At 68.8% G+C, this 17,683-nt stretch carries 17 protein-coding genes and 1 tRNA gene; 10 read left to right on the top strand and 8 right to left on the bottom strand.

Going from position 1 to position 17,683, the window contains the following annotated elements:
* Positions 1–5: 5 nt before the first annotated feature.
* Positions 6–79 (bottom strand) — tRNA-Val (locus tag D6T63_RS09825).
* Between the two features lie 177 nt (positions 80–256).
* Here D6T63_RS09825 and D6T63_RS09820 point away from each other — a divergent pair.
* The 3 genes from D6T63_RS09820 (at position 257) to nhaA (ending at position 2,724) form a co-directional block, all read left to right on the top strand.
* On the top strand, positions 257–508 hold the full coding sequence (locus D6T63_RS09820; protein ID WP_120148847.1) for a DUF2630 family protein: 252 nt from the start codon (positions 257–259) through the stop codon (positions 506–508).
* Positions 508–1,239, top strand: a complete 732-nt coding sequence (locus D6T63_RS09815) for a haloacid dehalogenase type II (RefSeq protein ID WP_120148846.1) — start codon at positions 508–510, stop codon at positions 1,237–1,239. The genes D6T63_RS09820 and D6T63_RS09815 overlap by 1 nt, the downstream gene beginning before the upstream one ends.
* Before the next feature lie 69 nt (positions 1,240–1,308).
* Positions 1,309–2,724: a Na+/H+ antiporter NhaA gene (gene nhaA, locus D6T63_RS09810; protein ID WP_120148845.1), complete on the top strand. Its 1,416-nt coding sequence runs from the start codon at positions 1,309–1,311 to the stop codon at positions 2,722–2,724.
* Between the two features lie 7 nt (positions 2,725–2,731).
* Here the strand turns inward: nhaA and D6T63_RS09805 are convergent, their stop codons facing one another.
* Together D6T63_RS09805 and ku are read right to left on the bottom strand one after the other, a co-directional pair.
* Positions 2,732–2,983 carry a hypothetical protein gene (locus D6T63_RS09805; RefSeq protein ID WP_147394329.1) on the bottom strand — a complete coding sequence of 84 codons (252 nt, stop codon included), beginning with the start codon at positions 2,981–2,983 and terminating at the stop codon, positions 2,732–2,734.
* Positions 2,980–3,819, bottom strand: a complete 840-nt coding sequence (gene ku, locus D6T63_RS09800; protein WP_120148843.1) for a non-homologous end joining protein Ku — start codon at positions 3,817–3,819, stop codon at positions 2,980–2,982. The genes D6T63_RS09805 and ku overlap by 4 nt, the downstream gene beginning before the upstream one ends.
* Before the next feature lie 69 nt (positions 3,820–3,888).
* Between ku and D6T63_RS09795 the strand changes: the two genes are divergently transcribed.
* The 3 genes from D6T63_RS09795 to D6T63_RS09785 all read left to right on the top strand — a co-directional run bounded on the left by D6T63_RS09795 (position 3,889) and on the right by D6T63_RS09785 (position 7,660).
* Positions 3,889–4,383: an SRPBCC domain-containing protein gene (locus tag D6T63_RS09795; protein WP_120148842.1), complete on the top strand. Its 495-nt coding sequence runs from the start codon at positions 3,889–3,891 to the stop codon at positions 4,381–4,383.
* 77 nt (positions 4,384–4,460) lie between these two features.
* Complete coding sequence (locus D6T63_RS09790) at positions 4,461–7,055, top strand: ATP-dependent DNA ligase (protein WP_120148841.1); 2,595 nt, start codon at positions 4,461–4,463, stop codon at positions 7,053–7,055.
* Between the two features lie 140 nt (positions 7,056–7,195).
* A complete protein-coding gene (locus D6T63_RS09785; RefSeq protein WP_120148840.1) occupies positions 7,196–7,660 on the top strand; it encodes an SRPBCC family protein in 465 nt (154 codons plus the stop codon).
* Between the two features lie 111 nt (positions 7,661–7,771).
* On the opposite strand, the gene D6T63_RS09780 is transcribed toward D6T63_RS09785, so the two are convergent.
* Entirely contained in the window at positions 7,772–8,473 is a 702-nt protein-coding gene (locus D6T63_RS09780; protein WP_120148839.1) for a FadR/GntR family transcriptional regulator, read from the bottom strand.
* Positions 8,474–8,609: 136 nt separating this feature from the next.
* Between D6T63_RS09780 and D6T63_RS09775 the strand changes: the two genes are divergently transcribed.
* From D6T63_RS09775 to D6T63_RS09765, 3 genes are read left to right on the top strand one after another with little or no spacing between them, the layout of a single operon-like run.
* Positions 8,610–9,974 (top strand): SLC13 family permease, encoded by a 1,365-nt coding sequence (locus D6T63_RS09775; protein WP_120148838.1) that lies wholly within the window; start codon positions 8,610–8,612, stop codon positions 9,972–9,974.
* 44 nt (positions 9,975–10,018) lie between these two features.
* On the top strand, positions 10,019–11,251 hold the full coding sequence (locus D6T63_RS09770) for a CaiB/BaiF CoA transferase family protein (RefSeq protein WP_120148837.1): 1,233 nt from the start codon (positions 10,019–10,021) through the stop codon (positions 11,249–11,251).
* A complete protein-coding gene (locus D6T63_RS09765; RefSeq protein WP_120148836.1) occupies positions 11,248–12,759 on the top strand; it encodes a carboxyl transferase domain-containing protein in 1,512 nt (503 codons plus the stop codon). The genes D6T63_RS09770 and D6T63_RS09765 overlap by 4 nt, the downstream gene beginning before the upstream one ends.
* A 102-nt stretch (positions 12,760–12,861) precedes the next feature.
* Here the strand turns inward: D6T63_RS09765 and D6T63_RS09760 are convergent, their stop codons facing one another.
* Both D6T63_RS09760 and D6T63_RS09755 read right to left on the bottom strand, forming a co-directional pair.
* A complete protein-coding gene (locus tag D6T63_RS09760; protein WP_120148835.1) occupies positions 12,862–14,094 on the bottom strand; it encodes a saccharopine dehydrogenase family protein in 1,233 nt (410 codons plus the stop codon).
* A 55-nt stretch (positions 14,095–14,149) separates the two neighbouring features.
* Positions 14,150–15,262, bottom strand: coding sequence for a GTP pyrophosphokinase (locus D6T63_RS09755; RefSeq protein ID WP_120148834.1), 1,113 nt, complete (start codon positions 15,260–15,262; stop codon positions 14,150–14,152).
* Positions 15,263–15,326: 64 nt separating this feature from the next.
* Between D6T63_RS09755 and D6T63_RS09750 the strand changes: the two genes are divergently transcribed.
* Complete coding sequence (locus D6T63_RS09750) at positions 15,327–16,223, top strand: alpha/beta hydrolase (protein WP_407923727.1); 897 nt, start codon at positions 15,327–15,329, stop codon at positions 16,221–16,223.
* A gap of 24 nt (positions 16,224–16,247) precedes the next feature.
* Here D6T63_RS09750 and D6T63_RS09745 read toward each other — a convergent pair whose 3' ends face one another.
* Positions 16,248–17,045, bottom strand: a complete 798-nt coding sequence (locus tag D6T63_RS09745) for an isocitrate lyase/PEP mutase family protein (protein WP_120148833.1) — start codon at positions 17,043–17,045, stop codon at positions 16,248–16,250.
* A complete protein-coding gene (locus tag D6T63_RS09740) occupies positions 17,042–17,680 on the bottom strand; it encodes an alpha/beta hydrolase (RefSeq protein ID WP_120148832.1) in 639 nt (212 codons plus the stop codon). The genes D6T63_RS09745 and D6T63_RS09740 overlap by 4 nt, the downstream gene beginning before the upstream one ends.
* Positions 17,681–17,683: the final 3 nt, after the last annotated feature.

Raw genomic sequence — 17,683 nt, 5'->3', positions numbered from 1 at the left:
CCTCGTGCCTGCGCGGGGCCTCGATCCCCGGGCCTTCCGCGTGTGAAGCGGGTGCTCTACCAGACTGAGCTACACAGGCAATTGGTTCTCACATAGCTTAGGGCATCCCGGCGGCGCGCCAAATTCCCCTGGCCCGTCGAAGGTGGGATCACCGTCGCTGGTCTTCACTCCGCAGCCTCAGTAGCCTGAAGGAAAGCCGCCTGAGTATCTTGCAGCCACTCCGCTCATGCCGGCACGACGACGAAGGGAACGCATCATGGACGACCAGGAAATCCTGCAGCGCATCCAGGCACTCGTGCAGGAGGAACACGAGCTCCGCGACCAGCCCCAGGACGCCGGCGACGGCGAGGCCCACCAGGAGCACGCCGCGCGACTCAGGAAGGTCCAGGAAGACCTCGACCAGAGCTGGGATCTCCTCCGCCAGCGTCGCGCGAAGGCCGACGCCGGTGAGAACCCCGCCGACGCCGATGCACGGCCGATCAGCCAGGTTGAGGGGTACCGCCAGTAATGACGCTGCCGCTGGTGCTGTTCGATGTCAACGAGACCCTCTCGGACATGGGCCGCATGACCCAGCACTTCGAGGAGATCGGGGCTCCTCCGCAGCTCGCCGGGCTGTGGTTCGCCTCCGTGCTGCGGGATGGTTTCGCGCTGACCGCGGCCGGGCAGAACCCCTCCTTCCGTGATATCGCCGCGGGTGCATTGAGGGTGGTCCTGGCCGACCAGGTGCTGAACAGGGACGGCGATGCGGCCGTGGAGCACGTGCTCACGGCGCTGCAGAACCTCCCGGCACACCCCGACGTGCACGACGGCGTCCACGACCTGTCCGGTGCTGGTTTCGACATCGCTGCGCTGACCAACGGTGCAGCGACGACGGCAGTGGGCCTCCTCGAGCGCACCGGTCTCCGCAGTTCCTTCACCGCGGTCCTCTCGGTAGAGGATGCCCCGCGATGGAAGCCCTCCCCGGAGGCGTACGCCTATGCCCTGTCCGCACTGGGCCGGGAAGCGGGCGATGTCGTGCTCGTCGCCGTCCACCCATGGGACATCGACGGGGCCGCACGGGCCGGGCTCCGTACGGCCTGGCTCAACCGGAGCGGTGTGCCCTACCCTCCCGTCATGATGCGCCCCGATCACGAGGTGTCGACGATCGGCGGCCTGCCGGGCGTCCTGTTGGGGGAGAGCGCAGCTCGTCAGCTCCCTGATCCAGGTCCCGGGGAGACGGACCGAGGCCCTGCAAGCTAGGCTGGGAGTTCTGGTGAGCCGGGAAGTCTGGTCGGCGCTCCCATGAGCGTGCCCGATAGAAGGACCCCGATGAACACCCAGCCATCATCCCCGCAGCCCCCGTCACCGCCCGGCAGCCACGTCTTCTCCCGCAGCAGCTATCCCGAGCACCTGCGCATCACGACCATCCTGCGTAAGGAGACGGTGGGTGGGGCACTCCTGCTCCTGGCCACGGTCCTCGCCCTGATCCTCGCGAACTCGCCGGCCGCTGACACCTACTTCGCCCTGCGGGACTTCCGGTTCGGCTACGAACCCTGGCATCTGGAACTCAGTGTCGGTGCCTGGGCCGCGGACGGACTGCTCGCCATCTTCTTCTTCCTGGCAGGGCTCGAACTCAAGCGCGAGTTCGTCGCGGGGGACCTCCGGAAGTTCGACCGCGCCGTCGTCCCCGTCGCCGCGGCCATCGGCGGTGTGATCGTGCCCGCGCTGGTCTACGTCGCCATCACCGCGACTGCCGGACCGGAAGCGCTGCGTGGCTGGGCCATCCCGACCGCGACCGACATCGCCTTCGCCGTCGCGGTCCTCGCGGTCGTCGGTTCCTCGCTGCCGAGCGCGCTGCGGATCTTCCTCCTCACGCTCGCCGTCGTCGACGACCTCCTGGCCATCAGCATCATCGCCTTCTTCTACTCCGAGGACATCCAGGCTCCTCCACTGCTCATCGCGATCATTCCGCTGGCCCTCTACGCCTTCCTCGCACAGCGCTTCCCCACCTTCTTCCAGCGCCGCGCCTGGGCCCCCTGGGTGATCCTGCTGCCCATCGGCTTCGTGGTGTGGGCGCTCGTCCACGAGTCAGGGGTCCACGCCACAGTGGCCGGCGTGCTCCTCGGCTTCGCCATCCCGGTGCTGCCGAAGGGCACGAAGGCGGGCGGGGGCGACGTCGACGTCCGGCGAATCGACGTCGAAGACGAGGACGGGCCCACGCAGGCGCACGACGTCATGCCCGACGGACTGGCGGACACGCTCGAGCACCGCATCCGCCCGCTATCCGCCGGTTTCGCCGTGCCGGTCTTCGCGTTCTTCTCCGCGGGGGTGGCCATCGGCGGTCTCGAGGGGCTGATCAGTGCAGTCACCGATCCCATCGCCGTCGGGATCATGGTGGCGCTCGTCATCGGCAAGCCTGTCGGGATCCTGCTGGCTACCGCGGTGGTCACGAAGACCACGAAGGCGAGCCTCGATCCTGATATCGCCTGGGTGGACATCGTCGGTGTCGCGATCCTGGCAGGCGTGGGTTTCACGGTCTCGCTGCTCATCAGCGAGCTCGGCTTCGGGCAGGGGACTCCCGAGGACGATCACGCCAAGGTGGCCATCCTCGCCGGTTCGCTGATCGCCGCGCTCTGCGCCTCGGTCCTCCTCCGCCGACGCAACACGCGCTACCGGCAGCTCGAGGAGCAGGAGAAGATCGACGCCGACGGAGACGGCGTTCCCGACGTCTTCGAGAGGCGCTAGGGCAGGGTCAGACCTTCCGCCAGAGCCAGGACAGGGTCAGGGCGCCTGCGCTTCGGCGGAAGCCGCTTTGCCCGGTGACGACTTCCAGGGCCGCCCAGACGGCGAGGCATACGGAACTCGCGAGGCGCAGGCGCTCGCGGTTCTTCTCCTCGAGCGCCAGAAACGACGCCGCGCCCAGCAGGGCCCAACCCAGGATCGGTGCGTTCGGCTTCTGCGCCACCGTCTGGCGGCCGAGGTCGTCCGTGAAGAAGCCCATCATGCTCCCTTCTGCTTCGAGGTGGCGGCGGCCTTCTTGGCCCCGGCCTTCTTCTCACGGTTCTTCTCGACGCTGCGGCGAAGGGCCTCCATGAGGTCGAGCACGTTGTCGCCGTCGTCCTCGTCCTTGTTCACACCGAAGGTTTCTTCGGTATCGAGGGTGTCGCCCTTCTCGATCTTCGCGTCGATCAGGGTGCGCAGCTGGACCTGGTAGTCGTCGGTGAAGTTCTCCGGGTCGAAGTCGGTCGAGAAGGATTCGACGAGCGCAGCCGACATCTGCTTCTCCTTCGCCGAGATCCGCACCTTCTCCTCGAGAGCGGGGAACGCGGCCTCCCGCACCTCGTCATCCCACAGCAGCGTCTGCAGCATGAGCACGTCCCCGCGGACCCGCAGCGCGGCCAGGCGGCTCTTCTGCCGTAGGGAGAACTGCACGATCGCCGTGCGGTCCGTCTCCTCGAGGGTGCGTCGCAGCAGGACATATGCCTTGGTCGAGGTGCTGTCCGGCTCCAGGTAGTAGGCGCGGTCGAACATAATGGGATCGATCTGGTCGCTCGGGACGAACTCTACGACCTCGATCTCCCGGCTCCGCTCCACCGGCAGGGAGGAAAGGTCCTCGTCCGTCAGCACCACGGTGTGTTCGCCGTCGTCGTACGCCTTATCGATGTGCTTGAAATCGACCACCTCGCTGCAGACCTCGCAGCGGCGCTGGTAGCGGATCCGGCCGCCGTCCTTGTCGTGCACCTGGTGCAGGGAGATGTCGTGGTCCTCGGTGGCGCTGTAGACCTTCACCGGCACGTTGACCAGGCCGAACGCGACCGCACCCTTCCAGATGGCTCTCATGGACCAAGTGAACACCAAGCAGGCTTACCGGGCCAGTGGAGGCGGGGCTGCCACCCCTAGACTTGGGGGGTGACTTCCGAGACCATAGAGCCCATCGTCAGCAAGACCACCACCGACGACGGCGGCACCGTACTGCGCCTGGAGTTCCAGTTCGCGTCTCCTCCGACCGTGCTGTGGAAGCACCTGACCGACGCCGACAAGCTGAAGTACTGGTTCCCCTGCGAGATGGAGTTCGAGCCGCGGAAGGACGAGGAGATCCTGTTCCGGTACGCGGACCAGAAGCCCCTGCGCGGCACTGTTCTGGAGGCGGAGCGGCCCTCGGTGCTCGCCTACACCTGGGAGACCGACACACTCCGGTGGGAACTGACCCGGACCGGTGACAACGGTGCGCAGCTCGTGCTGTTCCTGACTCCGGGTAGCCCCAGGCACTCGGCGACCATGGCGGCCGGCTGGCATCTCACCATTGCCGGGCTCGACGACTTCCTGAACAAGCGCAACCTCGGGCAGAACCCTGCGCTCTGGGACGTCTACGTGGATCGGTACCGCAAGCAGTTCGCCGACTAGGGATTTCGCCGCGCTTCCACGCGCCGGGACGCTGATTGGTACTGGAATCCCGGGAACATCCGGTCAAGACTGGGTCAATGGCTCCTTCCCGCACTGCACGGCAGCAGACCGTCACCGTGGAAGGTCGCACGCTCCGCCTCTCCAGCCTGGACAAGGTGCTGTATCCCGCCACCGGGACCACCAAGGCGGACGTCCTCGCCTACTACGCCGCCGTCGCCCCCCACGTCATCCTCCATGCGGGCCACCGTCCGGTCACGCGGAAGCGCTGGGTCCACGGCGTGGGGACGGCCGAGGAGCCAGGGCAGGTGTTCTTCCAGAAGAACATCGATGACAACGCTCCGGCCTGGGTGCCGCGCAACGCCATCCAGCACAAGGACCACACCAACGTCTATCCGATGGTCGACGACCTCGCGACCCTGACCTGGCTGGGGCAGATCGCCGCGATCGAGATCCATGTGCCGCAGTGGCGCTTCGGGCCGGACGGCGCGAAGGGGAACCCGGACCGCATGGTCCTCGACCTCGATCCGGGTCCCGGAGCCGGTCTCGCCGACTGCGCCGCGGTGGCCCTGTTGGCGCGGCCCATCCTGCAGGACATGGGGCTCGAGCCGTTCCCCGTCACCAGCGGGTCCAAGGGCATCCATCTCTACTGCGCGCTCGACGGCAGGCAGACCTCCGAGCAGGTATCCGCCGTGGCGCACGAACTGGCACGGGCGCTCGAGGCGGATCACCCTGACCTCGCCGTCAGTGACATGAAGAAAGCGCTGCGCTCCCGCAGGGTCCTGGTGGACTGGAGCCAGAACAACGCGAACAAGACGACGGTGAGCCCCTACTCCCTGCGGGGGCGCTTCGAGCCGACAGTGGCCGCACCCCGTACCTGGGAGGAGATCGAGGCCGAGGATCTCGCGCATCTGGGCTACCGGGAGGTCCTGCAGCGGGTCGAGACCCTCGGTGACATCCTGGCACCGGCGACGCCGCCGCTTCCGGCCAGCGACGGCGCACCCGCATCGGCGTCGGACCGGTTGTCGACCTACCGGGCCATGCGGGACGCGTCGAAGACTCCGGAGCCGGTCCCCGACGGCGTCGGCCCGACAGGAGGCAACAGCTTCGTCATCCAGGAGCACCACGCGCGGCGCCTCCACTACGATTTCCGGCTCGAGCGCGAGGGCGTGCTGGTGTCATGGGCCATCCCCAAGGGACCGCCCCTGACGCCGAGCAAGAACCACCTCGCTGTGCAGACCGAGGATCATCCGCTCGACTACGGCGCCTTCGAAGGAACTATTCCGAAGGGGGAATATGGTGGGGGAGAGGTGACCATCTGGGACACAGGCACCTTCGAGCTCGAGAAGTGGCGCGACGGCAAGGAAGTCATCTGCACACTGCATGGCAAGCCCGACGGCGGCCTGGCCCTGGGCGGCACGGCGATCCGGCGCTACGCCCTGATTAATACCGGCGGCGGCTCGAACGGCAGGAGCAACTGGCTGATCCACCTCATGAAGGAGCAGCCGGCGGAGGCGCGACTCCCGTCGGCCGGTGCTGACGGGCTTGATAACCCGCAGGCAGAGGACCCAGCGAGGCATCCGGTCGTGTCCGGGGACGACCCCGAGAATGCATCCGCAAACCGGGACGCGGACGTGATCGAGGACGCGCGGTCGGTGTCCGCAGAGTCGCCTGGACAGGCCGCGACCGCATCGGGCAGATGGGTCGGTGCGGGAAGTGCCCGACCGATGCTCGCGACGCTCAGCTCCGAACAGGGAATTGCCGATCCCGATCAGTGGGCCTACGAGATGAAGTGGGACGGCGTTCGCTGCATCGCGGTGGTGAAGGACGGGACGGTGACCCTGGCGAGCCGCAACGGCATCGACACCACGCCGACCTACCCGGAGTTCGCTGACCTGGGGAATCTCCTCAGTGCCGGGAGCGCCGTGCTCGACGGCGAGATCGTAGCCCTCAACGCCAAGGGTCGCCCGGACTTCGGCCTGCTGCAGACCCGCATGAAGCTCACCCACCGGGCCGAGATCGACGCCGCACGGAAAAAGACACCCGTGGTGCTCATGCTGTTCGACCTTCTCGAGCTCGACGGCAACGACCTCACCGGGCTCGAGTACTGCCAGCGGCGGGAGCTGCTCGAGAAAGCCGTCGACGAAGCGGAGGACCGCCACATCCAGGTTCCCCCGACCCTCGACGCGACACTCGAGGAAGCGGTGGAGGCAAGCCGGCACCTGGGCCTCGAGGGCATCATGGCCAAACGCCTGACGAGCGACTACCAGCCCGGGGCGCGGTCGGCGTCGTGGGTGAAGATCAAGCACCTGCACACGCAGGAGGTCGTGGTGGTGGGCTGGAGGCCGGGCAGGGGAAATCGCGCCTCGAAGGTCGGTTCGCTCCTCGTCGCCGTGCCCGACGGCGTGGACCTGCGCTACGTGGGACGTGTGGGTTCGGGACTGACCGAGCGCGATCTCGCAGAGGTCGGCTCGCGACTGAAGAAGCTGGCGCGGAAGACGGCTCCGCTCGACGGCGTTCCCGGCGCTGATGCGTCGGACGCGCACTGGGTACGGCCCTCCCTGGTCGGGGAGGTCCAGTACAGCGAGCACACCGGTACGGGACGGTTGCGCCATCCGGTATGGCGGGGCTGGCGACCCGACAAGACGCCGTCGGACGTCGTCGTCGAGATGTGACTCGAGGGGTCCTGCGCCGATCACCGGCGGAACAACCACAGGAACCTGCGCGTTCGGGGCTATAGGGGGGAAGGCACGACGACCGCGTGCCGACCCTCGCAAGCGACGCATGTCGACCACCACCTGAAGGAGAACGCCGTATGAGTGAGACAAGAATTTCCGCGACACGGACCATCGATGCTCCGGCGGGAGCAATCTTCGCCTTCCTGTCCAACCCCGCGCACCACGCGGCGCTGGACGGATCAGGCATGGTGCAGTCGGACAGCAAGTCCGATCGCATCACCGCCGCCGGCCAGGTGTTCACCATGAACCAGAACTGGGACAAGATGGGCGGTGACTACCAGACGGACAACCACGTGGTGGGCTACGACGAGAACAAGCTGCTCGCGTGGAAGACCGCACCGGCCGGCGAGGAGCCCCCGGGATGGGAGTGGGTCTGGCGCTTCGAGGCCAGCGGCCCCGATTCGACCGACGTCTCGGTCACCTACGACTGGTCCGCCGTGACGGACAAGGACCTCCTGAAGACGATCAGCTTTCCTGCCGTGCCGCAGGAGGCACTGGACACGACGCTGGCGAACCTCGCGGCGCAGGTGTCCGAGGACTGATCCCCGCAGTACCCGATAATCGAAGGCGGCCGGCTCCCCAGGGGGTCGGCCGTCGTCGTTCCCGGTGGTTCGTGTGCTGGCCGGGTGCACGGTCTTCCGGACCCGGCGACGCTACTTGAGGAGCGCGACGTCCGATACGAGCTCGATGTGCCGCTGCATCGCCTCCGCGGCGGCAGCGGCATCCTGTGACCGGATGGCGCCGGCGATACCGCGGTGCGAGACCAGGGACTGCTCCGGCCGGCCCGGCTGGGCGAGGGACTCCAACCGGGTCTCGAGGACCATCTCGCCGATGAAGGCCATGAGCTGCGCCATCACGGGGGAGTGCGCCGCTGCCGTCACAGCCTGGTGGAACAGTTCGTCGCCGTGCGCTCCGCGGTCGCCGTCGTCGATCTCCGCCTGCATCGCCGCGAGGGCGTGATCGATCGCTACGAGATCCTCCTCGGTACGCCGTTCCGCGGCGAGGGCTGCGAGTCTCACCTCGAGTGTGCTGCGGGCCTCGACGATGTCGGGAAGGCGGCTCTGGTGTTCACGCAGCCCCTTGATGACGCTGGCCACGCTCGCGCGGTGACGGAGGACTGCGCCGGTGCCGTGCTGGACGTCGATCACGCCGAGGACTTCGAGGGCCACGAGCGCCTGGGCGAGGGTGGCCCTCGAGACGCCGAGCCGTTCGGCGAGGTCGCGTTCTGCGGGTAGCAGGTCCCCTGGGCGCAACCTGGCGGACTCGATATAGCCCAGGAGCTGCTCGACGAGCTGCTCGTACAGCCGGGGGCGGGCAAGGCGCCCCAGCGGTTGCGGACTCGCGGCGTCACTCATTCTGGCTCTCCCCGATAGTGGTGGGCTCATGCTACCGGTCCATTATTGACAGGGACACCCACTCTCCTACAGGCTAGTCCAGTGGTCCTGTGCTTCAGGTCACACCACCCTGTCCGTCGCCCGCTGGAGGATAACGATGTCCGCTCCACTCCTATCGATCATCATCCTCGCGGCGATGTTCCTGATAGCCACCCTGCTGCCCATCAACATGGGCGCACTCGCGTTCGTGGGGGCGTTCCTCCTCGGAGCGGTCTTCCTCGGCATGGAGACCGACGACATCATCGCCGAATTCCCGGGCGGGCTCTTCCTCACCCTCGTGGGGGTGACCTACCTCTTCGCCATCGCCCAGAACAACGGCACCATCGACCTGCTCGTCCGGGGCGCGGTGAAACTCGTCCGCAACCGCGTCGCCCTCATCCCGTGGGTCATGTTCCTGATCACCGCCGTCATCACCGCGGTCGGCGCCCTCGGCCCCGCCGCTGTCGCCATCATGGCTCCCGTGGCGCTCGGTTTCGCGGCCCGCCACAAGATCTCCCCGCTCCTCATGGGCATGATGGTGGTCCACGGCGCACAGGCCGGCGGGTTCTCACCCATCGCGGTCTACGGCGTGATCGTCAATGACATCGTCGGCGGATCCGGCTTCGATTCGAGCCCCCTCGCACTCTTCCTCGCCAGCTTCATCTTCAACCTGCTCATCGCCGTCGTGCTCTTCGTCGTCCTCGGCGGGCGGACGCTCATGTCCTCGCGGATGACCCACTTCGTCGAGGAGGCGGCCGAAGCCCGGCTCAACGCGAGTCCCGGGGCGCGCCGCGCGGACGTCGCCTACAAGGGCACCGGCAGCGGCACCTACGGTCCTCGTGACCCTGCCGGCGACGGCGGTGTCGCCACGGTGACACGCGAGGACCGCATCTCGCAGGTCGCCACCATCATCGGCCTGATCGCGCTCGCCGTCATCGCACTCGGCTTCAAGGTCGACGTCGGATTCGTCGCCATCACGGTCGCCGTCATTCTCGCGCTGATCTCGCCGAAGGCCCAGAGCGGTGCCGTCAACAAGATCGCCTGGTCCACCGTGCTGCTCATCTGCGGCATGCTCACGTTCGTGGGCGTCCTGGAGGCCGCCGGGACGATCGAATACGTATCCGATGGTGTCGCTGGCCTCGGTATGCCGCTGCTCGCGGCACTGCTCATCTGCTACATCGGCGCCGTGGTCTCCGCCTTCGCCTCGTCGACGGCGATCCTCGCGGCCCTGATCCCCCTCGCCATCCCGTTCCTCGAGACCGGTGCCGTGGGCGCGGTCGGCGTGGTGTGCGCCCTGGCGGTGTCCTCCACCATCGTCGACGTCTCGCCCTTCTCCACCAACGGTGCCCTCGTGCTCGCCAATGCACCGGAGGGGACGGACAAGGAACGCTTCTACAAGCAAATCCTCGGCTACGGCGCGATCGTCGTGGTCGCCGGACCGGTCATCGCGTGGCTCGTCCTCGTGGTGCCGGGCTGGCTGTAAGCCGTCCGCCCGCACGCCACCGCACGAGCAACTCCGGAGGAAGAATGAACGCCGAGACATCCGAAGCCACCATCCACGGGAGCGGTGGACGCGGGGGCCCGCTCGCCGGGCGCCTCGTCGTCGACCTCAGCCGGGCGCTCGCAGGCCCGCACGCCGGGATGATGCTCGGGGACCTCGGTGCGCGCGTGATCAAGGTCGAGACCCCCGGGACCGGTGACGATACCCGAGGGTGGGGGCCGCCCTTCGTGGGTCCGGAGGATGATCGGCAGTCCACCTACTTCCTGTCCTGCAACAGGAACAAGGAGTCGATCGCGCTGGACCTCAAGAGCGACGACGGCAGATCCGTGCTCACGGAACTGCTGCGCCGCGCCGACGTCGTGATCGAGAACTTCCGGACCGGTGTCCTCGACCGGCTCGGCTTCTCGACGGACGCGATGCTCGAACTCAACCCCGGCCTGGTCATCCTCTCCATCACTGGCTTCGGCCACGACGGGCCCGAGGCGAAGCGCAGCGGGTACGACCAGATCGTCCAGGGTGAGGCAGGACTCATGTCGATCACCGGGCCGGACCCTGACAATCCGCAGCGCGTGGGCGTCCCCATCGCGGACCTCCTGTCCGGGATGTACGGAGCGTACGGCGCCGTCGCCGCCCTGCTGGAGCGCGAGCAGACGGGCCGGGGACAGGTGGTGCGCACCTCGCTGCTGGCGGCCATCATCGGAGTCCACGCCTTCCAGGGGACACGGACCACCGTGGCCGGTGAGGTGCCGCAGGCGCAGGGCAACCACCACCCGTCGATCGCGCCGTACGGCCTGTTCAGCTGCCGCGGCGGCAAGGTGCAGATCAGCGTGGGCAGCGAGAAGCTGTGGGCCACCTTCACGGCGGCCTTCGGGATCGACGCCGCCAGGCCGGAGTTCGCCACCAACGCGGACCGCGTGCGGAACCGGGACCTGCTGATCGGCGTCATCGAGGATGCCTTCTCCGCCTACGAGGCCGAGCCGCTGCTCACCAGACTCAATGAGGCGGGCATACCCGCCGGCAAGGTGCGCACCCTCGATGAGGTGTACGCCTGGGAGCAGGTGCACTCGCAGGGGCTGCTCATGACCGTGCAGCATCCGGTCCTCGGCGACATCGCCCTGCCCGGACCGCCACTGCGCTTTTTCGACGGCACCTCCGAGACCACGACCACCAGCCATACGGCCCCGCCACTGCTCGACGGCGACGGTGCGGCAATCCGCGCCTGGCTCGCGCAACCCGCGCCCGGCGGTGCCGGCGCGTGAGCTCCGATGCTCCGGCCAGGCACCTCACGGCCCTCGAGCTCATCGACGCAGTGCTCGACACGGGGTCCTTCGCCTCGTGGGACAGTGCCGTGCCCACGCCGTACCCCGGCGCCACAGCGTCCTATGAGGAGGAGCTACGGCGGGCTCGGGAGAAGAGCGGTGCTGACGAATCCGTCCTGACGGGTGAGGGGCTCATCCACGGCCGACGCGTGGCCGTCATCGTCTCGGAGTTCACGTTCCTCGCAGGCTCGATCGGGAGTGCTGCCGCGCACCGGATCACCGCGGCGATCCTCCGGGCCACGGCGGAGCGGTTACCCCTGCTCGCCGGACCGGCCTCGGGCGGTACGCGCATGCAGGAGGGGACACCGGCGTTCCTGTCCATGGTGGACATCACCGGGGCGGTCCGGGCCCATCGGCAGGCCGGACTGCCGTACCTCGTCTACCTCAGGCATCCGACGACCGGCGGCGTCATGGCATCCTGGGGTTCCCTCGGCCACGTCACGGTCGCGGAACCGGGGGCGCTGCTCGGGTTCCTGGGTCCCCGCGTCTACGAGGCGCTGTACGGGAAGCCGTTCCCGCCCGGGGTCCAGACCGCCGAGAACCTCTTCGACAAGGGCCTCATCGACGCCGTCGTCCCGCCCGAGCACCTGGCGGGGATCGTCGACAAGGCCCTGACCGTGCTGCTCGCGCAGCCGTCCGCCATGCCCGAGCCACCGCCGACCGCATCCGTCCGCCCTGGGGCCGGTGACGCGTGGGCCTCGATCCTCATCTCCCGCAATCGCCGGAGGCCCGACCTCCGCCGCCTGCTCGCCTATGGTGCCCGGGACGTCCTGCCCCTGAACGGTACGGGCCAGGGGGAGAAGGACCCGGGACTCCTGCTCGCCCTGGCACGCTTCGGTGAGCAGCCGTGCATCGTGCTCGGGCACCAGCGGCCCCGCCAGCCGGGCGACTCCGTGATGGGGCCGGCGTCGCTGCGCGAAGCCCGCCGCGGCATGAAGCTCGCCGAGGAACTCGGCCTGCCCCTGCTCACGGTCATCGACACCGCAGGCGCGGACCTGTCGAAGGAGGCCGAGGAGGGCGGGCTCGCCGGCGAGATCGCCCGTTCCCTGCACAATCTCATCGGGATCGCATCGCCGTCGGTGTCCGTGCTGCTGGGACAGGGTGCGGGTGGAGGGGCGCTCGCGCTGCTGCCCGCCGACAGCACCATCGCCGCCGAGCATGCCTGGCTCTCGCCGTTACCCCCGGAGGGTGCGAGCGCGATCGTGCACCGGACGGTGGATCGGGCTCCGGAGATGGCTGAGGCGCAGGGGGTGAAGGTCGCTGCGTTGGTCGACCGGGGCGTCGTGGACCACGTGGTGGACGAACGGCCCGACGCCGCCGACGAAGGGCGGGCGTTCTGCGAGCGGATGGCCGTCGCCATCGAGTACGAGCTGGCCCGGGTCAAGGGCCTTCCCTCAGCAGACCGGCTGGTGCGTCGCGCAGGAAAGTACCGGGCCGGAACTCGCTGACCCTCGACATGATCGACCCGCGCACGCTCACCGTGGCACGCGATGTCAGAAGGTGGCCACAGGTACGGTGCACCACGTACGACCAGTGCGCCACTTCCTGCGTCAGGTGAGGGACGTGACCTCGTAGGTGTGGCCCGCCGCGCGCAGCCGCTGCACCAGGACGTCGCCGAGTGCGGTCGCCGGGGTCAGCGATCCTGCGGTGGGCGTCAGGCGGTCGCCGTCGAGGGCCAGGGAGAGCGCAGCCTCACCGGCCATCACGGCGGTGGCAGCGTATCCCGGGTCACCCGGCCCGGCTGCGACGGCCCGGTACCGCCGGCCGCCCGCCGTGGAAGCAGTGACCTGGGAGCGGAACCAGCCCGAGCGCCGCGCGGTTTCGCTCGGGCCCGCACCAGGCGACGGGAGGACCCGGTCCATCAATTTCCTCGTGGGGGGCAGGGCCAGTGCGGCTCCGAACACCCGGAGGCCGAGCGCCATCGCTCCGGCGGTGACGGCGCCGACGGGCCCCCGCCCGATACCCATCACCTCGCCGTACCGCAGGGACCGACCGTAGGCCCAGCCCTGCAGGGCGTTGCTGCGACGCACGATCCGCGTATTCGCCGATGCCATGATGAAGGGTGCGGTCCACAGGCCGTCCTCCGAACGGCCGACCCACCCCAGGTCCGACGGCTGCCCGGTGGAGGGCTCCGCCGTCCGGTCCGGACTGAGGGAGTAGGGATCCCCCGCGAGCGATCGCAGCACAGGGTCCGCTCGCATGCCGTCGAGCTGCCCACGCATCGACTCGATGGTGCCGCCGCTGAAGCCACCCTTCGCCCTGGCGACGAGCTGCACCTCGGTCAGTCCACCCGCGCCGTCGGCCTCCACGGCCTGGTGCAGGAGGAGCACCGCGAGGTCCGACGGGACGGAGTCGTAGCCGCACGCATGGACGATCCGTGCACCGGTGGTCCTTGCCAGGGCGTCGCAACGATCGATGGCTTCACGGACGAAGGACACCTCGCCCGTCAGGTCCCCGTAGTGGGTGCCGGCGCGGGCACACGCCTCGACGACGGGCAGCCCGTACTTCGCGTAGGGACCCACCGTGGTGAAGAGAACCCTGGTGCCCGCGGCCAGCGCAGCGAGTGAGTCAGGGTGCTCCGAGTCGGCCTCGATGAGGGCCCAGCCGTGTGCGGCGACGGGCAGCCTGGAGCGTACCGCCTCGAGCTTCACCCTCGACCTTCCGGCGAGCCCGATGCGCAGGTCCGGTGGAGCGTGGTCCGCAAGATATCCGGCGATCAGTTCACCGACGAAGCCGGTGGCACCGAAGAGGACGAGGTCGTGATCGCGCGCTGGGGCCGCCATCACAGCAGTCTTCCACGGCAGCGGCCGGACCGACACGAGGAACCGCCCACGCAGGTCAGCCCTCGCCGGGGTGCAGCGCCCTGTACATCTCCATCTGTCGGCGCCTCCGCTCGAGGCTGTCGCGGCGGGGTGTGCTGTCGGCGTCGGGCGCTTCCGCGGTGAGGTCTATGTGGCGCTCGCCGTAGTGCCAGAGCAGCATGTCGTCCAGTAGCCGGTCGGGACCGGGTGAATACCGGTGGTCGAGCGCCTTCCGCACCGTGGTGATGGTGTCGGACTGCAGGAGGGACACCAGTTCGAGCGTGGTCTTCAGCCCATGGGCGGCGAGCAGCTCGGCGGCCCAGCCCCAGTTGTCGTCCGACTTCCGGTCCACGTGGGGGAGCAGTGTCTGCCACACGTCGCGGATGCGGTTGGGCGTGAGGGGCGCACTGCCCTCCCCGTCCTCGTCCCAGAACCCGGTGACCGTCTCGTACCGCTCGTGCAGTTCGGCGAAGACCGACTCCACGGTCTCGAGCATGGCTGCCGTTCCGGTGAACTGCCGGTCGAAGTAGGGGCTCCAGGCCTTCGGGTTGGATGCCTTGAACCGGATGTCGTGCTCGATCTCGGACCAGGCGTGGGCCAGCACCGTGCGCACCTGCACCTCGAACAGGTAACTGCCGGCGGCTTTGGTCTCGGGGTCCACGGCCTGCCAGAAGGTGCGGACGACCTCGTTGTGGATGGTGCGCATGATGAGGTGGCGGCTCGAGTAGCCGTACGTGCCGGATTCGATGGAGCCGATGTCCTTCTCCCGGTCGCCGCGGCAGTCGAACTCGTGGCGCTGGCGCTTGAGCTGGTTCGCCGCCAGGTCCACCTCGTGCGGGAGCGTGGTGATGATGCGGAGGCCCACCAGGTCGGTGAGGTTGCGCATGGGTTCCGGGAACACGAGGACCGGCGGCAGGCCGGGGTCCGGGGACGGCAGGGTGCGTGAAGCCTTGTCGCGGAAGGACTCGACCGTCTTGGTGCGCCCGGTGACGAACAGGGGCTTGAGGTCGGTCCCGTCGAAGATTGCGGCGATGCTGTCCCGCATCGCGGCGGTGACACGGTCCAGGGCCGGCCGTACGCGCTCGTACTCGCGCGTATGCGCCTCGACGCCGGGCCGCAGCCGCTCGTCGAGATCATCCCATGCGCCCATGCACCAAGCCTTTCCGAGGAGAGCCTTCATCGTAGCCAACCCTCGTGACGGATACGCTGTCTCCGTGAATCCTGTGGGTCGACGCTCCGTCCTTACCCTCGCGGCCGCCGTCGGCGCGGCCGTCCTCGCAGCCTGCGGCATCAAGGCGGATGCGAAGGCACCCTCCGTGGCACCGCAGCGCTACGCCTACGGCGAGGACGCGAGCCAGTTCGCGGACCTCTACCTGCCCGCCGGGGAGGTGCTCGGCGTCGTCGTCATCATCCACGGCGGCTACTGGCGCTCCACCTACGGCGCCGAGCTCGGCAAGCCACTCGCCGAGGACCTCGTGGCGCGCGGCTATGCCTGCTGGAACCTGGAGTACCGGAGGGCGGGCGGCGGTGGCGGATGGCCTGCGACCTTCGACGACGTCGCGGCCGGTATCGACCACCTCGCCACCGCAGCGGCGGAGCACGGGCTGGACCTCCGCTCGACGACGGCGCTCGGGCACTCGGCGGGCGGGCACCTCGCCGTGTGGGCGGCCGGCCGCCCGGGAATGCCTGCAGGCGCGCCGGGTGCGGGCATTCCTGCGGTGAAGCTCACCGGCGTCGTCAGCCAGGCCGGTGTCCTCAACCTGCGGGAGGCACGGGACCTGGGCCTCAGCGACGACGCCGTCGTGAACCTGATGGGTGTTCCGGAGGCGGACGATCCGGAGCGCTATCGCCTCGCGGATCCCATGACCGCCGTCCCGCTGGACGTTCCCGTCTACGCGGTGCACGGGAAGAAGGACACCACGGTGCCGCTCAGCCAGTCGGAGAGCTACGTCCGGGCGGCGACGGCGCTGGGCGCGAGGGCGGAACTCGTCGTCGTTCCGGGCAACCATTTCGCCATCATCACCCCTGGCTCGAAGGCGTGGGACACCGTCGTCGACCTCCTGGGGGCGGCCGTGGATGCAGCGGACCCCGGCCTGCCCGCTGCGGGCTGACCGGGGTCCTGGCACCTGCGGGTCCTAATTGAGGGGGAGGGTACCCTCGGGCAGGGCTCCGCCGGCCAGCAGTTCGCGAGCCGAGTTCGCCAGCGCGGTCAGGGCCACACGCTGCGTCCACGGCCCGTAGGAGATGCGGGCGACGCCGAGTTCCTGCAGGCGGGACGGTGCGAGGCTCCCGGGTACGTTGATGACGCTGAGGCGCTGCGGGCCGAAGGCCTGGACGAGCGTGGTCACGGCGCGCTCGTCGAGCAGTCCCGGCACGAAGACGTTCGTGGCGCCGATAGCGAGGTACGCCTTGCCGCGCTCGACGGCGTCGGCCAGCACCTCCTCGGGGTCACGGTCGCCGGCCTTGACGAAGGCGTCGGTGCGGGCGTTGAGAACGAAATCGATGCCCTCTGCCTGGCCTGCCTTGAGCACGGTTTCCATCTGCGCCACTGCCTCGGGGAGCGGACGCATCTGGTCCTCGATGTTCGCTCCGACGATCCCGACGCCGATCGCCCGGCGCACGGTGTCCTCGGGATCGCCGTAGCCCGACTCGAGATCGGCGGAGACGGGCAGGTCCGTTGCTGCGGCGATCCGGCCGACGGCCGCGATCATCTCCGCGACGGGGATGTTCTCGCCGTCGTCGTAGCCGAGCGACGCCGCAATGGAGTGGCTCGCCGTGGCGAGGGCCTTCATGCCGGGGATATCGGCGATGGTTCTCGCGCTGATGACGTCCCACACGTTGACGACCTGCAGGATTTCGGGAGCGGAGTGGAGTCGAGCGAGCGCGGTCGCCTTGAGGGCGAGGCCATTGTGGTCGGTGGTTGCTTCGGTCATTGCGTGACCTTCCGGGTGTGCGAGGCGATCCAGGCGGCGGCGCCGTCTACCTCGGTGGGATGGATACCGTGGCCGCCCTCACGGACGTACCGGCTTACTTCGGCGCCGCGGCTCTCGAGGATCGAACCGACGCGGACCACACTGTCGATGGGGGCCATGGGATCGGCCTTCCCGTTGAACAGGGCGATCGAGGATCCGGACAGGTCTGCCTCGATGCTCCGCCCGTCCAGCGGATACATCCCGGAGAAGGCGACGGCGGTCGGGACGGTGTCCGGGTGCAACAACACGGCGCCCAGCGCGATGTTCGCACCGTTGGAGAAGCCGACGGCGACGAGCGGACGGTCGGCGATCCCGTAGTGCGTCCGGGCCCACTCGACGAAACCGGCGAGCTCGCCGGCGCGAAGGACGACGTCGTCGACGTCGAACAGGCCTTCCCCGAAGCGGCGGAACCATCGGTTCATGCCGTGTTCCTGCACCGGACCCCGCGGTGCGAGATACCCGGCGCCGGGAGCGAGCCGCTCCGCGAGCGGAAGGAGGTCCTGCTCGGTGCCGCCCGTGCCGTGCAGGAGCAGCAGCACGGGTGTGCCGGGTGCTCCTGCACTGAACAGGTGGGGCCACTCATGCGTGGTGGTCATGTC

It is taken from the genome of Arthrobacter cheniae (assembly GCF_003602275.1).
In the GTDB taxonomy this organism is placed as follows: domain Bacteria; phylum Actinomycetota; class Actinomycetes; order Actinomycetales; family Micrococcaceae; genus Arthrobacter_D; species Arthrobacter_D cheniae.
The sequence above is the reverse complement of the archived record's forward strand: the minus strand, read 5'-3'. Positions and strand labels throughout refer to the sequence as shown.

Excerpts from the sequence above, each read along its gene's own strand:
- D6T63_RS09820 (WP_120148847.1), top strand. The coding sequence starts at position 257 with ATGGACGACCAGGAAATCCTGCAGCGCATCCAGGCACTCGTGCAGGAG.
- D6T63_RS09815 (WP_120148846.1), top strand. The coding sequence starts at position 508 with ATGACGCTGCCGCTGGTGCTGTTCGATGTCAACGAGACCCTCTCGGAC.
- nhaA (WP_120148845.1), top strand. The coding sequence starts at position 1,309 with ATGAACACCCAGCCATCATCCCCGCAGCCCCCGTCACCGCCCGGCAGC.
- D6T63_RS09805 (WP_147394329.1), bottom strand. The coding sequence starts at position 2,983 with ATGATGGGCTTCTTCACGGACGACCTCGGCCGCCAGACGGTGGCGCAG.
- ku (WP_120148843.1), bottom strand. The coding sequence starts at position 3,819 with ATGAGAGCCATCTGGAAGGGTGCGGTCGCGTTCGGCCTGGTCAACGTG.
- D6T63_RS09790 (WP_120148841.1), top strand. The coding sequence starts at position 4,461 with ATGGCTCCTTCCCGCACTGCACGGCAGCAGACCGTCACCGTGGAAGGT.
- D6T63_RS09785 (WP_120148840.1), top strand. The coding sequence starts at position 7,196 with ATGAGTGAGACAAGAATTTCCGCGACACGGACCATCGATGCTCCGGCG.
- D6T63_RS09780 (WP_120148839.1), bottom strand. The coding sequence starts at position 8,473 with ATGAGTGACGCCGCGAGTCCGCAACCGCTGGGGCGCCTTGCCCGCCCC.
- D6T63_RS09775 (WP_120148838.1), top strand. The coding sequence starts at position 8,610 with ATGTCCGCTCCACTCCTATCGATCATCATCCTCGCGGCGATGTTCCTG.
- D6T63_RS09770 (WP_120148837.1), top strand. The coding sequence starts at position 10,019 with ATGAACGCCGAGACATCCGAAGCCACCATCCACGGGAGCGGTGGACGC.
- D6T63_RS09760 (WP_120148835.1), bottom strand. The coding sequence starts at position 14,094 with ATGGCGGCCCCAGCGCGCGATCACGACCTCGTCCTCTTCGGTGCCACC.
- D6T63_RS09755 (WP_120148834.1), bottom strand. The coding sequence starts at position 15,262 with ATGGGCGCATGGGATGATCTCGACGAGCGGCTGCGGCCCGGCGTCGAG.
- D6T63_RS09745 (WP_120148833.1), bottom strand. The coding sequence starts at position 17,045 with ATGACCGAAGCAACCACCGACCACAATGGCCTCGCCCTCAAGGCGACC.
- D6T63_RS09740 (WP_120148832.1), bottom strand. The coding sequence starts at position 17,680 with ATGACCACCACGCATGAGTGGCCCCACCTGTTCAGTGCAGGAGCACCC.